Source organism: Mycoavidus sp. B2-EB (assembly GCF_014218255.1).
GTDB lineage: Bacteria > Pseudomonadota > Gammaproteobacteria > Burkholderiales > Burkholderiaceae > Mycoavidus.
This window is the reverse complement of record NZ_AP021872.1, coordinates 254,321-272,948: the sequence shown is the minus strand read 5'-3', so window position 1 is coordinate 272,948 and position 18,628 is coordinate 254,321. Positions and strand designations below refer to the sequence as shown.

Genomic DNA, 18,628 nt, shown 5'->3' with positions numbered 1-18,628 from the left:
CTCAGTTTTTGAACGGAAATTTAAAGCAAGCAAGCAACGCTTTTGCTTCTTCATCGGTTTTTGCAGTGGTGTTAATACTAATATTTAACCCACGCAATGCATCTACTTTGTCGTATTCAATTTCAGGAAACATAATTTGCTCCTTGACTCCGAGGTTGTAATTGCCACGACCGTCAAACGCACGACCCGATACGCCGCGAAAATCTCGTACACGAGGTAACGCTAGATTCACTAAACGATCTAAAAACTCGAACATCATGCGGCCACGCAACGTAACCATCACACCCACTGGATAACCTTCGCGAATCTTGAAGCCGGCAATTGCCTTACGCGCCAAAGTAATAACCGGTTTCTGGCCAGCAATTTTAGTCAAATCGCCAACCGCGTGTTCGATCACTTTTTTATCAGCCACCGCTTCACCTACACCCATATTCAAGGTGATCTTAGTGAAACGAGGCACTTCCATCACAGACTTGTAACCGAATTGTTTGATTAATTCGGGAACCGCTTCCTGCTTATAAAATTCCTGCAAACGAGCCATTTATTTAATCACTCCGTCAAGCGCTAAGTACCGCACCGGTCGTTTTCAGAACGCGAACTTTCTCGCCATTCTCAACCTTGATACTAACCCGCGATGGTTTTCCATTCGCGTCAAGCAAAGCCAGATTTGATCTGTGGATAGGCATTGTTTTGCTTTCCATGCCGCCAGCCGTTCCTTTCATTGGATTAGGCTTAACGTGCTTAGTTACCAAATTCAAACCTTCAACCGTGATCTTCTCGCCCGCAACCACAAGCACCACGCCACGCTTGCCTTTATCTTTACCAGTGATGGCAATTACTTCATCACCTGTGCGAATCTTCTTCATTTTGCGTACCCCTTACAGCACTTCTGGAGCGAGTGAAACAATCTTCATGAAACGCTCACGCAATTCACGCGTAACCGGCCCAAAAATGCGAGTACCAATTGGCTCATTTTTATTGTTGAGCAATACCACAGCATTGCCATCAAATTTAATCAACGAACCATCCGGACGACGCATACCTTTTGCAGTACGCACGACCACGGCGTTAAAGATCTCGCCTTTTTTCACGCGCCCACGTGGCATTGCTTCTTTGACCGTCACTTTAATGATGTCACCAATATTTGCATAACGACGCTTTGAACCGCCCAGCACCTTAATGCACAAAACTTCCCGCGCGCCTGTGTTATCCGCGCTTTGAAGCCGAGTTTCGTTCTGAATCATAATTTCTCTTTCCCAACTTAATCCGGTTACGCTATTCGTTAGCAAAAACTTTAACGCCTTCCGGTCAGTTTTGGTCCCGCCGACCCTAGGCCACTTGGGTTAAGAATAAGGACAAAATGTCCGTTAAAAAGAAGAACGGAGAATTATAGCAAAAAATCTAAAAATTGCAATCTATTCATCGCTATTTTTAGCTTTATTCACTTAAATAACCCGCACTGCCTCCATTAAGCGTGATACTACCCAAGCTTTTGTCTTTGAAAGCGGACGGGTCTCTTGAATTTCAACCAGATCGCCTTCGTTGTAAGTATTAGCCGCATCATGCGCATGATATTTCTTCGAACGCACAACAAATTTACCATAAAGCGGATGCTTGACGCGGCGTTCGATGCGCACGGTCACGGTTTTATCCATTTTATTGCTAATTACCCTGCCGATCAGAGTTCGCTTGAGCGAAGTTTTAACATCGTTCATTTTTGGCTTGCCTTTTCGGTCAATATGGTACGCACACGTGCAATATCACGCCGCATTTTCTTTAATAAACTGCTGTTGCTTAATTGCTGGGTCGCTAACTGTAAGCGCACACTAAAAGACGCTTTTAGTAACTCAGTCAATTCTTTATGCAAGTCAGTCCGGTCTTTTACTCTCAATTCTGAGGCTTTCATTCATCTCTCCATCAAGCGCCAATCTGACGCGCGACAAATGCTGTTTTCATAGGCAATTTTGCCGCTGCTAGACGAAATGCAGCACGCGCCAACACTTCATCTACGCCATCCATCTCATACAGCATTTTGCCTGGCTGAATTTCAGCTACATAATATTCTGGATTCCCTTTACCATTCCCCATCCGAACTTCGGCTGGTTTTTGAGAAATAGGTTTATCTGGGAAAATACGAATCCAAATTCGGCCACCACGTTTAATATGACGTGTCATCGCGCGGCGCGCAGACTCAATTTGACGAGCGGTCAAACGGCCACGGCCAATCGCTTTTAAGCCAAACTCACCAAACGATACGGCATTACCGCGCGTCGCAACACCAGTATTGCGACCCTTTTGCTCTTTACGGTATTTTCTGCGTTTTGGTTGCAGCATGTCTATTCTCCAGTCTTAGCATCGCCATCAGGTTTGGCGGCTCCCGCACGCCGTGAACGTCCCCAACGCGAGCCCGGCTTATCGCCGCCCCCCTCATTGCGACCACGACGCTCGCCTCCAGGACGCGCACGACGTACGCGTTTTTCCTCAGGCGCTTCCTCAACTGCCGGCGCTTCGTGACGACCTAATATGTCGCCCTTATAAACCCATACCTTAATGCCAATAATGCCGTAAGTCGTTTGCGCTTCAGAGGTTGCGTAATCAATATCGGCGCGCAATGTATGCAATGGCACACGGCCCTCGCGATACCACTCTCTACGCGCAATTTCAATTCCGTTAAGCCGGCCCGAGCTCATGATTTTGATGCCTTGCGCACCAAGACGCATCGCATTTTGCATTGCGCGCTTCATCGCGCGGCGGAACATAATCCGGCGCTCAAGCTGTTGCGAGATCGAATCCGCAATGAGCTGCGCATCAATTTCTGGCTTGCGAATTTCTTCGATATTGACATGCACCGGCACTCCCATGCGGCGTTGCAATTCGGCTTTCAAGAGCTCAATATCCTCACCCTTTTTACCGATCACAATACCTGGACGCGAGCTATGAATGGTAATCCGCGCGTTTTTCGCAGGCCGCTCAATGATCACTTTGCCGACAGACGCATTCTTGAGTTTTTTCTTCAAATACTCGCGAACACTAATGTCTTCTTTCAACATATTTGCAAATTGAGAATTATTCGCGTACCAACGCGAAACCCAATTGCGACGTACGGCCAGCCGAAAGCCGGTCGGATGTATTTTTTGTCCCATCGTGTGTGGCCCTTTAATTTCCAACCGTCACGGTGATGTGACAGGATTGCTTTTCGAGCGGATTACTACGGCCTTTGGCGCGCGCAATAATACGTTTTAACGAAGTCCCTTTATCGACGCAAATACTAACCACCCTAAGTTCGTCAATATCCGCGCCATCATTATGCTCTGCGTTCGCGATTGCGGATTGAACGACTTTTTTAATAATCCCCGCAGGTTTTTGCCGCGGCGAAAAAGTCAATAAATCCAATGCTCTGCTAACTGCTAGGCCACGAATCTGATCCGCAACCAGGCGAGTTTTTTGCGCCGAAATCCGGGCGCCACGGTGAATTGCTTTGGCTACCATTTGCTTGCCCCTTATCTCTTAGCCTTTTTATCGGCTGCATGACCTTTGAATGTGCGAGTCAAGACAAATTCACCGAACTTATGGCCGACCATGTTTTCCGAAATATAAATCGGGACATGTTGGCGGCCGTTATGCACCGCAAAAGTGAAGCCAATAGCCTCTGGCAGAATTGTCGACCGGCGTGACCAAATTTTGATCGGTTTGCGGTCGCGCGTAGCGATAGCCGCCTGAACTTTTCGCCGCACATAGGCCTCACAATACGGGCCTTTTTTGATAGAACGTGCCATTTATCTACACTCTCTTAACGTTTATTGCGACGCTGCACGATCATTTTGGTCGTGCGCTTATTGCGACGAGTCCGATAACCCTTAGTTGGGACACCTGTTGGACTCACTGGATGACGGCCAGCAGCAGTTTTGCCCTCGCCCCCACCATGCGGGTGATCTACCGGGTTCATTGCCACACCACGCACGGTCGGACGAATGCCTAGCCAACGGGCTGCACCTGCCTTACCAATTTTACGCAGACCATGTTCTTCATTGCCCACCTCACCGACTGTCGCACGGCACTCGATATGCACACGGCGAATCTCGCCAGAGCGCAAACGAAGCTGTGCGTAGCTACCTTCACGCGCCAACAACATCGCTGAAGCACCGGCTGAACGAGCCATCTGCGCACCTTTTCCTGGCTGCAGCTCGATACAATGAATCGTCGTCCCGACCGGAATATTACGAATGGGCAACGTATTGCCTGCGCGAATCGGCGCTTGCGCCCCCGATACGAGCTGATGACCTACCGCCAGACCTTTCGGCGCAATAATGTAACAGCGCTCACCATCTGCATAGCACAATAACGCAATATGCGCACTACGATTCGGGTCGTATTCCAAGTGTTCAACTTTCGCTGGCACATCATCTTTATTACGACGGAAATCCACTAACCGATAGTGCTGCTTGTGGCCACCACCGCGATGACGCGTAGTGATATGACCGTTATGATTACGGCCCGCAGTATTACTTTGTTTTTCTAAAAGTGGCGCATGAGGTTTGCCTTTATGCAGATCCTTGCTCACCACCTTAATCATTCCCCGGCGACCCGGGGAAGTCGGTTTGACTTTAACGAGTGCCATGATTATCTGGCCTCCGCTTCAAAATTAATTTCATGCCCTGATTTCAAGCACACATAGGCTTTCTTCACATTCTTACGGCGCCCGCTGATGCGGCCAGAACGTTTAGCCTTGCCCTTTTGATTCAGAATCTGCACAGAATCCACTTCAACCTTAAACATCAATTCAACAGCATCCTTAACTTCTTGCTTAGTCGAATCAGGCATCACGGCAAACACGTTCTGATTGTTCTTGTCAGCAACTTGCGTCGCTTTTTCGGAAACCCAAGGCTCAATCAAGATTTTTAGTAACCGATGGTCATTTTTACGAGCGTCGATCATGACAACAACTCCTCAATCTGGGCGAGCCCGGCTTTTGTAACCAAGATTTTCTTGAAATGGATCAGTGATAATGGATCAGCATAGCGCGGCTCGACAATTGCTACATGAGGCAAATTACGCGATGCGAGATAAAGATTTTCATCCACATTATCTGTAATCACCAACACTGACTCAAGACCCATCGACTGAAATTTACGGGCCAGCAATTTTGTTTTTGGCGCTTCGAGCGTAATCTCTTCGACTAACGAGAGCCGACCTTCACGGACCAACTGAGAAAAAATTGAGCATAACCCAGCACGAAACATCTTTTTATTGACTTTATGCGAGAAGTTTTCTTCTGGCGAATTAGGGAAAATGCGACCACCCCCTCGCCATAACGGACTTGAAGTCATCCCTGCACGAGCCCGGCCGGTGCCTTTTTGGCGCCACGGCTTTCTAGTTGAATGCTTAACTTGCTCGCGATCTTTTTGCGCCCGATTGCCACTGCGCGCATTGGCTTGATACGCTACGACGACCTGATGAATCAAGGCCTCATTGTAAGCGCGACCAAACACTGAATCAGATGCATTGACGCCAGTTGCGTCCTGCCCCGTTTCATTCAGGAGCTTAATTTCCATTATTTTGCTCCTTTTTTGGCCGGCGTTTTAACCGCTGGCGTGATCGATACGAATCCGTCTTTAGGGCCTGGAATCGCTCCATTCACAAACAACAATTGACGCTCCACATCAATCCGCACAATCTCTAGATTCTGCGTGGTGACCCTGCGGTCCCCCATATGTCCCGTCATGCGCTTACCCGGAAAGACGCGCCCTGGATCTTGCGCCATCCCAATTGAACCCGGCACATTATGCGAACGGGAATTACCGTGCGACGCCCGACCCGAGCTAAAATTGTAACGTTTGATCGTACCTGCATAGCCCTTACCAATCGAGCGCCCGCAAACGTCAATCTTTTGTCCGACTTCAAATAACTCAGTACCGAGTACTTTGCCAATAGACAAAGCGCCGACTTGAGTTTCATCCGCACGAAATTCTCTAAGGAACTGACCTGCTTCGACACCTGCTTTCGCAAAATGTCCTTGCAAAGGCTTAGTCACGCGAGTAGCGCGCCGCGCGCCAAAGGCAAGTTGCACGGCGGCATAACCGTCAGACGCGACGGTCTTGATCTGTGTCACACGATTGCTTGATACGTTTACCACTGTAACCGGAATTGAAACGCCTTCCGGTGTAAAGATACGCGTCATTGCAACCTTGCGACCCAAAAGTCCAAGGCTCATTATTTTCTCCATTCCCAGCTACGATTGGCCGGGATTAAATCACTAGATAATTAAACCGATGTTCGCTGTGCCATAAACCCATCACAGCGAACTAAATATTACGCAAAAGCGCGAAAAGCCCTCAATTATAACCGGACCTTTTACTTCCCGCAATAAAGATTGCCTTGTTTACTACACTTCAATCTCGACATTCACCCCTGCCGCTAGATCAAGCCTCTTTAAAGCATCAACTGTTTTATCAGACGGATCAATAATGTCAATCAGGCGCCGATGGGTACGAATTTCTAACTGATCGCGCGCAGTTTTGTTGACATGAGGCGAACTCAAAATATCAAAACTCTCAATCGAAGTCGGCAATGGTACTGGCCCACATACAATCGCGCCCGTTTGTTTCGCGGTATCCACAATCTCAGCCGATGCCACGTCAATTAGCCGGCTATCAACCGCTTTTAGACGAATACGGATCTTCTGTTTTTTTGACATTTACTTTCCTTTAAAGAGCGAGGCAGCTCACGCCGCCGGATTAAATTACTTACCTTTGGCACTTATCACAGCTTCCGCAACATTGCGCGGAGCATCAGCATAGTGCTTAAATTCCATCGTATAGGTTGCACGGCCTTGTGTGAGCGAACGCAGCGAATTGGAATAGGCAAACATTTCCGCAAGCGGAACTTCGGCCCGCACCTGCTTACCCCCACCGACCATATCTTCCATGCCCTGGACAATCCCACGGCGCGACGACAGATCGCCAATCACATTACCCATAAACTCTTCTGGAGTTTCGACTTCAACTGCCATCATTGGTTCAAGCAGAACTGGGCTAGCGCGTCGCATCCCTTCTTTGAAGGCCATTGAACCGGCCATCTTGAAGGCATTTTCGTTCGAATCCACATCATGGTAAGAACCAAAAAACAATGTGACTTTAATATCCACGACTGGATAACCCGCCAACACGCCGGCCTTAAGGGTTTCTTGAATGCCTTTGTCTACCGCAGGAATATACTCGCGCGGCACGACCCCACCTTTAATGGCATCGACAAATTCATAGCCCTTGCCCTGCTCTTGGGGCTCAAGCTTCAGCACCACATGACCGTATTGACCACGGCCACCGGACTGTTTAACAAACTTACCCTCAACTTCGTTACAGGTAGCGCGAATCGTCTCCCGATAAGCCACTTGTGGCTTACCAACGGTCGTCGCTACGTCAAATTCACGGAGCATCCGATCAACCAAAATCTCCAAATGCAACTCGCCCATGCCCGAGATGATCGTTTCCCCATACTCGTCATCGGTCTGCACTCGGAACGATGGATCTTCCTGCGCCAAACGGTTCAGCGCAAACCCCATTTTTTCTTGGTCAGCCTTAAACTTAGGTTCCACCGCCTGCGAAATAACAGGCTCGGGGAATTCCATGCGCTCAAGCAGAATAATCTGGTTCGGGTCACACAATGTATCGCCCGTGGTCGCCTCTTTCAAACCCACCGCTGCCGCAATATCGCCAGCACGTACTTCCTTAATTTCTGCGCGCTGGTTTGCATGCATTTGCAAAATACGGCCAAGGCGCTCTTTCTTGCCTTTTACCGGGTTGTAAATCGTATCGCCCGAATTTACCACCCCAGAATAGACACGGAAGAAAATCAACTGACCGACAAACGGATCCGTCATGATCTTAAAGGCCAGCGCGGAGAATTTTTCATCATCCGCAGCACGACGCTCAGTAACTCCACCGTTTTCAAGTTCACCCTGAACTGGCGGAATATCGACTGGCGATGGCATATAATCAATTACAGCATCCAACATCGCCTGCACGCCCTTATTTTTAAAGGCCGTACCGCACAACATTGGGACAATCTCACCTGCAATCGTGCGCGCGCGCAGCGCATCCATGATTTCTTTTTCGCTTAGCGTCTCGCCATTGAGGTATTTATCCATCAATGCCTCAGATGACTCGGCTACCGCTTCGACCATCTTTTCGCGCCACTCCTGAGCAACGTCAGCGAGCTCCGCAGGAATCTCTTGGTATTCAAATTTAATACCCTGACTCGCCTCATCCCAGACGACTGCCTTCATTTTAACGAGGTCAATCACCCCTTTGAAGTTTTCTTCCGCCCCAATCGGCACCTGGATTGGAATCGGGTTCGCTTTCAGACGCGCACGCATTTGATCGTACACTTTAAAGAAATTAGCGCCGGTACGATCCATCTTATTGACGAACGCAAGTCGCGGCACGCCATATTTATTGGCTTGCCGCCACACCGTCTCAGACTGAGGCTGAACGCCACCCACTGCGCAATACACCATGCATGCGCCATCTAACACGCGCATTGAACGCTCAACTTCAATCGTAAAGTCGACGTGTCCTGGCGTATCGATGATATTAATGCGGTGCTCGGGGTAATTACCCGCCATGCCCTTCCAGAAGGCCGTGGTTGCCGCTGATGTAATCGTGATGCCGCGCTCTTGCTCTTGCTCCATCCAATCCATCGTTGCAGCACCATCGTGCACTTCACCGATTTTATGGTTAACGCCCGTGTAAAACAGAATGCGCTCAGTCGTCGTTGTTTTACCGGCATCAATGTGAGCGCTAATGCCAATATTGCGATAGCGCTCGATAGGTGTCTTGCGAGCCACTTTAAACCTCTGTCTTAATGAGCCACTGGAGAAGCATGCAGCTTGTGAATTGATATTTAGATTAAACCGCGGTTAAACGGTTTAGCTATACTTAAAAACGGAAATGCGAAAATGCTTTATTGGCCTCTGCCATGCGGTGCACTTCATCGCGCTTTTTCATTGCGCCACCACGGCCCTCGAAAGCCTCGAGTAATTCAGCAGCCAAACGTAACGCCATAGATTTTTCGCTGCGCTTTTTCGCCGCTTCGCACAACCAACGCATGGCTAGCGCCGCGCGACGTGCTGGCCGCACCTCAACGGGTACTTGATAGTTTGCACCGCCTACGCGACGCCCTTTAACCTCAACCACTGGTTTAACGTTATTCAACGCACCGTTAAATAACTCCAAAGGCTCTTTGCCGTTTTTGTCTTGAACATGCTTGAAAGCACCATAGACAATGCGCTCGGCAACAGATTTCTTGCCAGATAACATCAGCACATTCATGAATTTTGCGACTTCTACATTACCAAATTTAGGATCTGGCAGTATTTCCCGTTTGGGGACTTCGCGACGACGTGGCATCTCTTTTCCTTTACTGTTTCAGCTGGGGACAAATCCCCTCGGCCACCAACTACGCTAATTAAAAATATTTTTCCTAAATAACGTCGAGTGACCGCTTACTCGATAGTCACCACTTATTTGATGCTACCGCTCTCAAAACCATTCACCACCCCAACAATGCTGGAGCGGCTTTCAATTACGCTTTTTTCGCGCGCTTCGCACCGTATTTCGAGCGTGCTTGCTTACGATCTTTCACGCCTTGCGTATCAAGTGAACCACGCACAATGTGATAGCGCACACCAGGCAAATCCTTAACCCGGCCACCGCGAATCAGCACCACCGAGTGCTCTTGCAGATTATGGCCTTCACCACCGATATAAGGAATCACCTCAAAGCCGTTAGTTAAACGCACTTTGGCTACTTTACGCAGCGCTGAATTTGGTTTCTTAGGCGTTGTAGTGTACACCCGAGTGCACACACCGCGCCGCTGTGGGCTGTCCTCTAAAGCCGGACTCTTGCTCTTCAATTGAGCCGAGACACGCCCTTTACGAACCAGCTGATTAATAGTTGGCATTATTTAATCCTGCAAAAAATGATCCGGGCTCAATGAACAAAGCAGGCAAATGGCCTCCAAAACCGGAACCCCGTATAATAAAGCCTAAGTTTAGGTATAGTCAATAGAGAATATAGCGAAGTTCCGTAGAAATCAGTATCGATGTGCTAGCGCAATCGAGGCAGACTCAATCCGTTGCATCGATATTGCTGATCAGTTCCAACACCGTTGAATACTCCTTTTAGTTCCCATTTAATTTTCACTCGCAACGACTTCCAGTAACTGCGTGCCGAAGCGTTCCAGTTTAAGAGCGCCGACGCCCGATACTGTGCGTAGCTCACTCATTGTCGAAGGAGCAAGTTGGGCGACTTCAGCTAAGGTGCTATCGTGGAAAATAATGTAAGCTGGCACGCCTTCGCTTTTGGCCGTTTTGCTGCGCCAAGTACGCAACCTTTCCCAACATTCACGTGCAGAGACGGATAATTCTTTGACTAAGTTTGCCCGCTGTTTAACCGGAGCATTAAGTGTGCGGGCTGACTTGATTTCACGGCGCAGCGTAACTTTTTGCTCGCCTTTGAGCACGGCGCGGCTAGCTGTGGTTAAAGTAAGTGCGCCGTGCAGGTTATGGTCAACGGTTAACAAGCCATAAGCGATGAGTTGGCGAAAAATGGTGCGCCATTGAGTTTCTGTGAGCGTAGCGCCAATGCCGAAAGTTGAAAGCTGGTCGTGCCCACGTTGTTTAACACGTTCAGTCAGATTACCCCGCAAAATGTCGATCAGATGGCCCGCGCCAAAATAAAAACCGCTCATGCGCTCTACTCGGTAAACACAAGACAGCGCCATTTGCGCTTCGCGCGTGCCATCCCAAGTTGCGGGTGCCTCAAGACAGGTATCGCAATTGCCGCAAGGCTGGCTGGTTTCGCCAAAGTAAGCCAATAATTGTACGCGCCGGCAGCTCGCCGTTTCACATAACCCTAGCAAGGCATCCAGCTTGCTTGTGACCATCCGCTTATGGGCATCATCCGCTTCAGATTCTTCAATCATTTTACGTTGTTGCACTACATCGCCTAAACCATAGGCCATCCATGCATTTGCAGCGAGTCCATCACGCCCAGCCCGGCCGGTTTCCTGATAATACCCTTCGACACTCTTTGGTAAATCTAGATGGGCCACAAAGCGGACATCCGGTTTATCAATGCCCATCCCGAAAGCAATCGTAGCGACCATCACAACACCTTCTTCTTGCTGAAAAATTTGCTGATGCCGACGCCGCATGTCGGCTTCCATGCCAGCGTGGTAAGGCAATGCTCGCAGGCCTTGGCTTTGCAGCCACTGCGCCGTTTCATCGACCTTACGCCGGGATAGACAGTAAATAATGCCGGAGTCACAGCGCTTGCTACTACTTTTGCTACTTGGGTCTGACTCCATATGCTCTGCGCGGATAAAGTCAAGCAACTGGCTGCGGGCATTGTTCTTTTCGACAATTCGGTAATGAATATTAGGCCGGTCAAAACTCGAGATAAAGACACGCGCATTATCTAGCGCTAGGCGATGAATGATCTCGGCACGCGTGAGCTCATCGGCGGTGGCAGTCAGTGCCACCCGCGGCACGTTTGGAAAGCGTTCGTGTAAAACGCTAAGCTGGATGTATTCAGGACGAAAATCATGGCCCCACTGCGAAACACAATGCGCTTCGTCAATTGCAAACAGGCCGACTTGAATACTCTCGAGCAGATCAAGAAAACGGGGCATCATCAACCTTTCTGGCGCAACATAAAGCAGATCGATTTGACCTTTGCGTAGCGCGCGCTCGGTTGCCGCGGCCTCACTGCCCGACAGCGCAGAATTCAGATAGGCGGCGCGCACACCACATTCCGTCAGCGCCGCCACCTGATCTTGCATCAGCGCAATCAACGGCGAAACGACAATGCCTACCCCTAAGCCCGCCTCGCGTCGCACCAGAGATGGGATTTGATAGCATAGAGATTTGCCACCACCCGTTGGCATTAAAACCAAACAATCTCCGCCCGCCGCGATATGCTCAACAATCTCTCCTTGCTGAGCGCGAAAGGTAGAATAGCCGAAAATTTCATTCAGAATAGCAAGGCAACGTGACATAGCATCCCGCACGGGGCAGAGAAAAGACGATAAACATAGATTATAAAAGCAATGGCTGAAATACGCTTTATGACTTTCGTTATATTGAAATATTAAACCAACAGCGGTAACTTCTAGCTTATCAATTGGCGCTCTTCAGGCTTGTTTGTACACTCGATTTCTCACTCAGCAATCTAAGCATACAAACCCTTGCGCATCTTTTAAGATTGGTTTATATTTCATCCAATAAAGATAATTGATGGCGTTAATTTCTACATTCATTGAGAATGACATAACAGCCATGTTAGATTGGAACGGTCTGGAGAAAGTTAAGATGGTAATGGCATTATTCAATACGTTACGCTTTGCTAACGCCTTAAAAAATGCGGGGGTGTCAAACGCTCATGCCGAGGCTGCGGCAGAAGCTTTAGCTGAAATTCTTGCACTCTATGCGCAAGAATTATCAACCAAAGAAGATCTACGTCTAGCCAAAGAAGAACTCCGCCATGAAATAAGCGATTTACGTAAAGACATGGATATCAAATCCGCTAATATGAAATTTGATCTTCTCAAATGGATTATTGGCTTAGCAATTGCACAAACGGGATTGGTGGTAGGCGCATTGACTTTCTTTGCGACCAAATTGCCCGCTTAGATCATCCAATTTACCCTATGCCCTACTCTCTGGTCGGTCGACTATGTGTCGATACCTCGACTTCAAGCTCGCACCTCTGGTAAACATAATCGGCATAGGAGGCAGCACTAAGGCTGCACCCCTGCCACACCACCCGGCATGCGGGTCCGCACCGGGCGGTTCGAGAAGTTGAGGTTATGAGAGTCGAGGCACGCCGAGCTGGTCGGAGTAGGCAATGGTCAGCACCAGTTTGATGGCGCGGTCGCTATTGCGCCACCAGCAGCGGTTATTCGCCGCCACTTGTCGCGCTGTCTCAGCGGACGCGCCCAACGCGCGCAGTTCCCGGTAGATGGTTGGACCACGGCGCCACTGTTTAAGCTGGATGGCGCGCAGCCAGTGACGTACCCACTCGTCCAGTTTCAACCACACACCGGGCGTTTGCGCCAACCGGAAGTACGCCTTCCATCCCAATATATAAGGCCGTAGCCGTTCCACTACGTCTTTCATGCTACGCCCGCCGGAACGACGGGTCAGTGCACGAATGCGGTGCTTGAACGCCTGCAGCGGTTTAGCCGCCACCTTGCGCTTCACTACTCTGCCGGGCGCCACCCACAAGCTGTAGCCCAGGAACTTGCGACCAAACACACTCGCCACTGCACTTTTGGTCTCATTGATCTTCAAGTGCAGTCGACCGTACAAGCGTCGCAGCAGCGCCATTACCCGCTCGCCTGCGCGGCGACTACGAACATACACATTCGCATCGTCAGCATAGCGCGCGAAGCAATGGCCCCGCTTTTCCAATTCCCGATCCACTTCGTCGAGCAGCACGTTGGCCAGCAGCGGCGATAGCGGCCCGCCTTGCGGAGTGCCTTGATGCCTTTGCTGGATCAGCCGATCCGTCACCGTCGGTATGCCAAGCTCGCGCTCACCTCCATCCGGTTTCGGGATCGATACCCGCCGTACCGGACTGGGCCGGTACGTCCCCTTTAACAATTGCTCGCGGATCACCGGCCACGCTGTCGCCAAATGGCGGGCGGTCTGATCTACGTCCCGACCGTCCACACCAGCAGCCCCTTTGTTGGACCGTATCCGCTTAAACGCTTGCTTCAGGTTCTCTCTCGTCAACGCCGCTTCCAGCAGCGCCGACCCTGTGTTCCCGGATTCATGCCGCGGACAGCAAGCTTCGTCGCTCCCGAGTACACACGTAGCTTCACCACGCGCTATTCCCGCTCGCCCCGTTTGCACGGGCATCTGACACATTGCCTGCTGTATCGACATAACGCTGAACACTCCTTCTCGTTTGACCCTTCGTCACTAGCCTCAGCCTCACCGGCATATCTTGTGACTAATACGGCCTCTGCTGACTTCTCGCTCCGGCTCGACACCGTCGCCATTTCAGGCGTGAGGCGAGATCTCCCCAGGTAAGAACGCAATCCTTCGCCGCACAACCGCCGGATTTACGATGCCTGACCCTTGACCACAAGAGCTTCGCGGTTTTAGGCCCGCTTGCCCTGATCGGCACCGCCTTCTATCCGGTTCTTGTCCATCGGCTCACGGCTTCGCTACACGCTTCCTCCCCACGTTTGGTCGCCCTCACGCAGTTGCGCTTTGCTTCGTTCGCTGTGATCAACTTACGGGAGGACTTACACCTCCAAGATTGCGCCCATGCTGGGCGCACCTAAAAAAAACGGCCCCGCATAGATAGTACGGGGCCGTTTATATACACTTTAATGTGTATTAGATATTAAACAACCGGTGGCCCAAACCCAAATGCTTCAGATTCAGCCTCAGCTATTTGGTCGAATCGTTTGCGATCAGAGGCTTCTTTATTTTTACGTGCCTTATGAAAAGCCAGACCTGTACCGGCCGGGATTAAACGGCCGATAATCACGTTTTCTTTCAGACCACTCAGGTCGTCGCGTTTGCCCATGATGGCCGCTTCGGTTAGGACGCGGGTTGTTTCTTGGAACGACGCAGCCGAGATGAAAGAATCCGTCGACAACGATGCTTTCGTAATACCCAGTAAGATATTATCGTAACTCGCAGGGCGCTTATCGTCGGCTTCCATCTGATCATTTTCGTTCAGCATATCGGAGCGCTCAACCTGTTCGCCTGGAATAAAGCGTGTCTCGCCAGCATCCGTAATGTGCACTCGACGCAACATCTGGCGCACGATCACTTCAATATGCTTGTCGTTGATCTTCACGCCCTGTAGACGATACACATCTTGCACTTCATCAACGATGTAGCCTGCTAGCGCTTCAACACCCTGTAAACGCAAAATATCATGAGGGTCAGCTGGACCGTCGACAATCATCTCGCCTTTATTTACAACTTGGCCATCATGCACCAATACCTGTTTATCTTTCGGAATCAGGAATTCGTTTTGATTGCCATCCAGGTCGGTAATCACTAGACGCTGCTTACCTTTAGTGTCTTTACCGAAGGAAACCGTACCCGTCACTTCCGCCAAAACACCGGCATCTTTCGGCGAACGCGCTTCAAACAATTCAGCTACACGCGGCAGACCCCCAGTAATATCTCGAGTTTTCTGCGATTCGGTTGGGATCCGCGCTAACACCTCACCCACTTGCACCGCTTGCCCATCTTTAACCGTAATCAAAGCGCCCACTTGGAAACCAATCATTACCGCATGGTCAGTTCCTGGGATTTTGACTTCGGCGCCTTGTGCATCCAGCAATTTGACTTGCGGACGCACGCTCTTAGAGGCTTGTGAACCACGCCGCTTTGGATCGATTACAACCAGCGTCGATAAACCCGTTACATCATCAATCTGGCGTGCAACCGTCACGCCCTCTTCGACGTTTTCAAATCTCGCCGTACCGCCATATTCAGCGATGATCGGGCGCGTGAGTGGATCCCATAGCGCCAATTGCGCGCCAGCTTTGATCTGCGCCCCATCCGTTTGCAACAACGTAGCGCCGTAAGGCACTTTATGACGCTCACGCTCACGACCATGATCATCCGTAATGATCACTTCGCCTGAACGTGAAATAGCAATCGCCTCACCTTTTGCGTTCATCACGTAGCGCATTGCTGCGGTGAAACGCACGATACCATTCGATTTAGCTTCTATGCTTGAAGCAACTGCCGCACGCGATGCCGCGCCCCCAATATGGAAAGTCCGCATCGTGAGCTGCGTGCCTGGTTCACCAATCGACTGCGCCGCAATCACACCAACGGCCTCACCAACGTTTACCAAGACGCCACGACCCAAGTCGCGGCCATAGCAGCGCGCACATAAACCATAGCGGGTTTCGCAATTAAGCGGGGTACGCACCCGAACTTCATCAATCCCCAAACGCTCAATTTCTTCAACCGCCATTTCATCCAGCAGAGTGCCGTTTTCATAAACGGTTTCTTGGGTTTCTGAATTCACTACATCGGCAATCGTTACACGCCCAAGAATCCGGTCACGTAGCGCCTCTACAACTTCCCCGCCTTCGACCAGCGCCTTCATTGCGACACCGTTGACCGTTCCGCAGTCATCTTCAACCACCACCAGATCTTGCGTCACATCGACCAGGCGACGCGTCAGATACCCTGAATTCGCCGTCTTCAACGCAGTATCCGCTAGACCTTTACGCGCGCCGTGGGTTGAAATGAAGTACTGCAACACATTCAGCCCTTCACGGAAATTCGCCGTAATCGGCGTCTCGATGATCGAGCCATCTGGTTTCGCCATCAAACCGCGCATCCCCGCCAGCTGGCGAATTTGCACAGCCGAACCCCGTGCCCCAGAATCCGCCATCATATAAATCGAATTGAACGACTCTTGCTTGACGGTTTTGCCTTCTCGATCAATCACATCTTCAGTGGAAAGCTGTTCCATCATCGCCTTGCCTACCGCTTCTGAAGTAGCAGACCAGATATCTACAACGTTGTTATAGCGTTCTTGCGCAGTCACTAGACCAGACATATATTGTCGGTCATATTCTTTGACTTTTTGCGCCGAATCGTTAACGATCTTTTCTTTTTGCGGCGGTACCAACATGTCATCGACGCAAATGGAAATCCCCGCCCGCGTCGCAAGTTTGAAACCCTGCTGCATCAATTGATCGGCGAAGATTACAGTTTCCCGTAACCCACAGCGACAAAATGCCATATTGATCAAACGCGAGATTTCTCTCTTTTTGAGAGGCTTATTCATGACTGAAAATGATAAGCCGGCTGGCAGAATTTCCGACAAGATAGCTCGACCCACCGTAGTTCTATAGAGCGTCAACTTGGGCTCGAACTCTCGTGAGCCAACTGGCGTATTGGGTTTAGGTAACTGTTCGGCGATCCGCACCTGAACGCGCGCACTCAATTCGACCTGGTGGTTCTCATAAGCACGAACCGCTTCGCTGACATTAGAGAAGATCATACCTTCGCCTTTGCCATTGATACGCTCACGCGTCGCATAATAAAGGCCGAGCACAATATCTTGCGAAGGCACAATCGAGGGTTCACCGTTGGCCGGGAATAAGATGTTATTTGAGGCCAACATTAACGTCCGCGCTTCAAGCTGCGCTTCGAGCGAAAGCGGCACATGCACCGCCATTTGGTCACCATCGAAGTCAGCATTAAATGCCGCGCATACCAGTGGATGCAGCTGGATCGCTTTACCTTCAATCAAGACCGGCTCGAATGCCTGAATCCCAAGACGATGCAGCGTTGGCGCACGGTTTAACATCACTGGATGTTCACGAATCACTTCTTCGAGAATATCCCAAACCACGGGCGTTTGGCTCTCAACTTCTTTTTTAGCGGCCTTAATTGTGGTCGCAATCCCCATCACTTCAAGTTTATGAAAGATGAAAGGTTTGAATAACTCGAGCGCCATCAATTTTGGCAAACCACATTGATGCAGTTTGAGGGTAGGCCCCACCACAATCACCGAGCGGCCAGAGTAATCGACGCGCTTACCCAATAAGTTCTGACGGAAACGTCCGCCTTTACCCTTGAGCATATCCGCCACCGATTTCAGGGGGCGTTTATTGGCGCCGGTCATCGCTTTACCGCGGCGACCATTGTCAAGCAGTGAATCGACCGCCTCTTGCAACATGCGTTTTTCATTGCGCACGATAATTTCAGGCGCTTTGAGTTCAAGCAAGCGTTTTAACCGATTGTTGCGGTTAATCACGCGACGGTACAAATCATTCAAATCTGAAGTCGCAAAGCGGCCGCCATCGAGCGGCACTAATGGCCGCAACTCGGGAGGTAACACTGGCAAAACTTCGAAGATCATCCATTCAGGCTTAATCCCAGAACGCTGAAAAGCTTCTAATACTTTCAAGCGCTTAGAAAATTTCTTTAATTTCGCCTCTGAGCCAGTGACTTTTAATTCACTCCGCAAGGTTTCAGCTTGGGCATCAATATCGATTGAGCGCAATAACTCGCGCACACCTTCCGCGCCCATTTCAGCACGAAACTCATCGCCGTATTCTTCGACTTTGCTGTAATAGTCTTCCTCAGTCATGATCTGGCCCCGCTTTAACGGGGTCATACCAGCTTCAATCACCACATAGGCTTCAAAATAAAGCACACGCTCAATATCACGTAAGGTCATATCGAGCACCATGCCCAACCGCGACGGTAGTGATTTTAAGAACCAAATATGCGCAACCGGCGAGGCAAGCTCAATATGCGCCATACGCTCACGACGCACTTTGGTCAACGTGACTTCAACCCCGCATTTCTCGCAAATTACGCCGCGGTGTTTAAGACGCTTATATTTACCGCACAAGCACTCATAATCTTTGATCGGCCCAAAAATCTTAGCGCAGAACAAACCATCGCGTTCCGGCTTAAAGGTGCGATAGTTGATCGTTTCAGGTTTTTTGACTTCACCAAACGACCAAGAACGGATTTTGTCTGGCGAGGCTAGACCAATCTTAATTGCATCAAATACTTCATTTTGCTGAACTTGCTTGAATAGATCGAGCAAAGCTTTCATGG

21 protein-coding genes are annotated in these 18,628 nt (G+C 50.0%); 1 reads left to right on the top strand and 20 read right to left on the bottom strand.

Annotated elements, in window-relative coordinates; translation table 11 throughout:
- Position 1 precedes the first annotated feature (1 nt).
- The 18 genes from rplE to recQ all read right to left on the bottom strand — a co-directional run bounded on the left by rplE (position 2) and on the right by recQ (position 12,054).
- Entirely contained in the window at positions 2-541 is a 540-nt protein-coding gene (gene rplE / locus MPB2EB_RS01210; protein WP_185182069.1) for a 50S ribosomal protein L5, read from the bottom strand.
- Between the two features lie 16 nt (positions 542-557).
- Positions 558-866 (bottom strand): 50S ribosomal protein L24, encoded by a 309-nt coding sequence (rplX, locus tag MPB2EB_RS01205; RefSeq protein WP_185182068.1) that lies wholly within the window; start codon positions 864-866, stop codon positions 558-560.
- Positions 867-878: 12 nt separating this feature from the next.
- The gene (gene rplN / locus MPB2EB_RS01200; protein WP_185182067.1) at positions 879-1,244 is read right to left on the bottom strand and encodes a 50S ribosomal protein L14; all 366 of its coding nucleotides are present in this window, start codon (positions 1,242-1,244) and stop codon (positions 879-881) included.
- A 201-nt stretch (positions 1,245-1,445) separates the two neighbouring features.
- On the bottom strand, positions 1,446-1,715 hold the full coding sequence (gene rpsQ, locus MPB2EB_RS01195; RefSeq protein ID WP_185182066.1) for a 30S ribosomal protein S17: 270 nt from the start codon (positions 1,713-1,715) through the stop codon (positions 1,446-1,448).
- Positions 1,712-1,906 (bottom strand): 50S ribosomal protein L29, encoded by a 195-nt coding sequence (gene rpmC, locus MPB2EB_RS01190; RefSeq protein ID WP_185182065.1) that lies wholly within the window; start codon positions 1,904-1,906, stop codon positions 1,712-1,714. The genes rpsQ and rpmC overlap by 4 nt, the downstream gene beginning before the upstream one ends.
- An 11-nt stretch (positions 1,907-1,917) precedes the next feature.
- Positions 1,918-2,334: a 50S ribosomal protein L16 gene (gene rplP, locus MPB2EB_RS01185; protein ID WP_185182064.1), complete on the bottom strand. Its 417-nt coding sequence runs from the start codon at positions 2,332-2,334 to the stop codon at positions 1,918-1,920.
- A gap of 2 nt (positions 2,335-2,336) precedes the next feature.
- The gene (rpsC, locus tag MPB2EB_RS01180) at positions 2,337-3,143 is read right to left on the bottom strand and encodes a 30S ribosomal protein S3 (protein ID WP_185182063.1); all 807 of its coding nucleotides are present in this window, start codon (positions 3,141-3,143) and stop codon (positions 2,337-2,339) included.
- A 13-nt stretch (positions 3,144-3,156) separates the two neighbouring features.
- Positions 3,157-3,489 (bottom strand): 50S ribosomal protein L22, encoded by a 333-nt coding sequence (rplV, locus tag MPB2EB_RS01175; RefSeq protein ID WP_185182062.1) that lies wholly within the window; start codon positions 3,487-3,489, stop codon positions 3,157-3,159.
- Between the two features lie 11 nt (positions 3,490-3,500).
- On the bottom strand, positions 3,501-3,776 hold the full coding sequence (rpsS, locus tag MPB2EB_RS01170; RefSeq protein ID WP_185182061.1) for a 30S ribosomal protein S19: 276 nt from the start codon (positions 3,774-3,776) through the stop codon (positions 3,501-3,503).
- A gap of 14 nt (positions 3,777-3,790) precedes the next feature.
- Complete coding sequence (rplB, locus tag MPB2EB_RS01165; RefSeq protein ID WP_185182060.1) at positions 3,791-4,618, bottom strand: 50S ribosomal protein L2; 828 nt, start codon at positions 4,616-4,618, stop codon at positions 3,791-3,793.
- 2 nt (positions 4,619-4,620) lie between these two features.
- Entirely contained in the window at positions 4,621-4,935 is a 315-nt protein-coding gene (gene rplW, locus MPB2EB_RS01160) for a 50S ribosomal protein L23 (RefSeq protein ID WP_185182059.1), read from the bottom strand.
- Positions 4,932-5,552 carry a 50S ribosomal protein L4 gene (gene rplD, locus MPB2EB_RS01155; protein ID WP_185182058.1) on the bottom strand — a complete coding sequence of 207 codons (621 nt, stop codon included), beginning with the start codon at positions 5,550-5,552 and terminating at the stop codon, positions 4,932-4,934. Before rplD ends, rplW begins: the two co-directional genes overlap by 4 nt.
- Positions 5,552-6,211 carry a 50S ribosomal protein L3 gene (gene rplC / locus MPB2EB_RS01150; protein ID WP_185182057.1) on the bottom strand — a complete coding sequence of 220 codons (660 nt, stop codon included), beginning with the start codon at positions 6,209-6,211 and terminating at the stop codon, positions 5,552-5,554. The genes rplD and rplC overlap by 1 nt, the downstream gene beginning before the upstream one ends.
- Positions 6,212-6,382: 171 nt before the next feature.
- On the bottom strand, positions 6,383-6,694 hold the full coding sequence (rpsJ, locus tag MPB2EB_RS01145) for a 30S ribosomal protein S10 (protein ID WP_185182056.1): 312 nt from the start codon (positions 6,692-6,694) through the stop codon (positions 6,383-6,385).
- A 45-nt stretch (positions 6,695-6,739) separates the two neighbouring features.
- On the bottom strand, positions 6,740-8,842 hold the full coding sequence (gene fusA, locus MPB2EB_RS01140; RefSeq protein WP_185182055.1) for an elongation factor G: 2,103 nt from the start codon (positions 8,840-8,842) through the stop codon (positions 6,740-6,742).
- 91 nt (positions 8,843-8,933) lie between these two features.
- Entirely contained in the window at positions 8,934-9,404 is a 471-nt protein-coding gene (gene rpsG / locus MPB2EB_RS01135) for a 30S ribosomal protein S7 (RefSeq protein WP_185182054.1), read from the bottom strand.
- Positions 9,405-9,579: 175 nt separating this feature from the next.
- Positions 9,580-9,957 carry a 30S ribosomal protein S12 gene (gene rpsL, locus MPB2EB_RS01130; RefSeq protein ID WP_185182053.1) on the bottom strand — a complete coding sequence of 126 codons (378 nt, stop codon included), beginning with the start codon at positions 9,955-9,957 and terminating at the stop codon, positions 9,580-9,582.
- A 231-nt stretch (positions 9,958-10,188) separates the two neighbouring features.
- A complete protein-coding gene (gene recQ, locus MPB2EB_RS01125; protein WP_185182052.1) occupies positions 10,189-12,054 on the bottom strand; it encodes a DNA helicase RecQ in 1,866 nt (621 codons plus the stop codon).
- A gap of 238 nt (positions 12,055-12,292) precedes the next feature.
- On the opposite strand from recQ, the gene MPB2EB_RS01120 reads away from it, so the two are divergent.
- Positions 12,293-12,688 carry a hypothetical protein gene (locus MPB2EB_RS01120; protein ID WP_232534453.1) on the top strand — a complete coding sequence of 132 codons (396 nt, stop codon included), beginning with the start codon at positions 12,293-12,295 and terminating at the stop codon, positions 12,686-12,688.
- Positions 12,689-12,862: 174 nt separating this feature from the next.
- Here MPB2EB_RS01120 and MPB2EB_RS01115 read toward each other — a convergent pair whose 3' ends face one another.
- On the bottom strand, positions 12,863-13,945 hold the full coding sequence (locus MPB2EB_RS01115) for a group II intron maturase-specific domain-containing protein (protein WP_185182051.1): 1,083 nt from the start codon (positions 13,943-13,945) through the stop codon (positions 12,863-12,865).
- 466 nt (positions 13,946-14,411) lie between these two features.
- Positions 14,412-18,626: a DNA-directed RNA polymerase subunit beta' gene (rpoC, locus tag MPB2EB_RS01110; RefSeq protein WP_185182050.1), complete on the bottom strand. Its 4,215-nt coding sequence runs from the start codon at positions 18,624-18,626 to the stop codon at positions 14,412-14,414.
- Positions 18,627-18,628 lie beyond the last annotated feature (2 nt).